Annotated in this window: 2 protein-coding genes; one reads left to right on the top strand and one right to left on the bottom strand. The window is 73.1% G+C overall.

The window, feature by feature from the left end:
* Window positions 1-523: DMT family transporter (locus tag CCN44_RS29850; protein ID WP_158103168.1), on the bottom strand; the 523-nt coding region annotated here is incomplete at its 3' end.
* Between the two features lie 130 nt (window positions 524-653).
* Between CCN44_RS29850 and CCN44_RS29845 the strand changes: the two genes are divergently transcribed.
* Window positions 654-1098 (top strand): MarR family winged helix-turn-helix transcriptional regulator (locus tag CCN44_RS29845; RefSeq protein WP_086701027.1); only part of this gene is annotated, 445 nt, incomplete at its 3' end.

Below are 1098 nucleotides of genomic sequence, written 5' to 3'. Positions count from 1 at the left end.
CCGGCCGGCCCCAGCGCTTGGTCAGGACGGTGCCGGCGGCCATGGCGGCGGTGGACGCGAGGGCCGCGAGGACGCCGACGAGGTCGAGCGCGCCGGCCCCCTTCAGCACGACGAGGCTGACTCCGAGCGCGGCCACCAGCCCGGTGAGCAGCGTGCGCGGCTCCGGCCGCTGTCCGAGGAGCAGCGCGGAGAGCCCGACGACGAGCAGCGGCCCGGCCGAGCCGACCACCGCGGCCATCCCGCCGGGCAGCCGGTACGCCGCGACGAACAGCAGCGGGAAGAAGGCGCCGATGTTCAGCGCCCCGAGCACCGCCGCCTTGGCCCACCAGGTCCCGCGCGGCAGCACCCGGGTGAGGGCGAGCAGCAGCAGACCGGCGGGCAGGGCCCGCATCAGGGCCGTGAACAGGGGGCGGTCCGGCGGCAGGAACTCGGTGGTGACCGCGTAGGTGGTGCCCCAGGAGACGGGGGCGAGGGCGGTGACGGCTATGACGGCGGTTGTTCCGGCCGGACGGGTGGCGGCCATGACGGACCCCTTCCGAGGAGCGTGACTGAGCGACGGGAGAGTGGGTTGCTGTTGATTAGCTTAGCCCTAAGCTACTTACTCGCAAGTGGCTTTCTTGCGGACGAGCGGAAAGGGGCCGATACTTCTGCGCATGCAGCAACAGCCAGCGGACGCCGTCGACGCGATCATCGAGCAGTGGGCCCGGGTGCGGCCGGACCTGGACACCCGGGCGATGGAGGTGTTCGGCCGCATCTTCCGGCTCTCGCGCGCGATGGGCGACCGGATGGAGCGGGCCTACAAGCCGTACGGCATCTCCCGCGGCGAGTTCGACGTCCTGGCCACCCTGCGCCGCTCCGGCGAGCCGTACACCCTCTCGCCCCGCGAGCTGTCGGCCACCCTCATGCTGACCACCGGCGGGATGACCGGACGACTCGACAAGCTGGAGCGCGCGGGACTGCTGCGCCGCTCCCCCGACCCGCACGACCGGCGCGGCCTGAAGGTGACCCTCACCGAGGAAGGGCTGCGGCTGATCGACGAGGCGGTGGGCGCCGGCCTGGCGGAGGAGAGCACCGCCCTGTCCGCGCTGGACGCCGACG

The sequence above is a fragment of the Streptomyces tricolor genome (genome assembly GCF_002155905.1).
GTDB classification, from domain to species: Bacteria; Actinomycetota; Actinomycetes; order Streptomycetales; family Streptomycetaceae; genus Streptomyces; species Streptomyces tricolor.
Note: the sequence above shows the minus strand (reverse complement) of the source record. Positions and strands in the feature narration are given on the sequence as shown.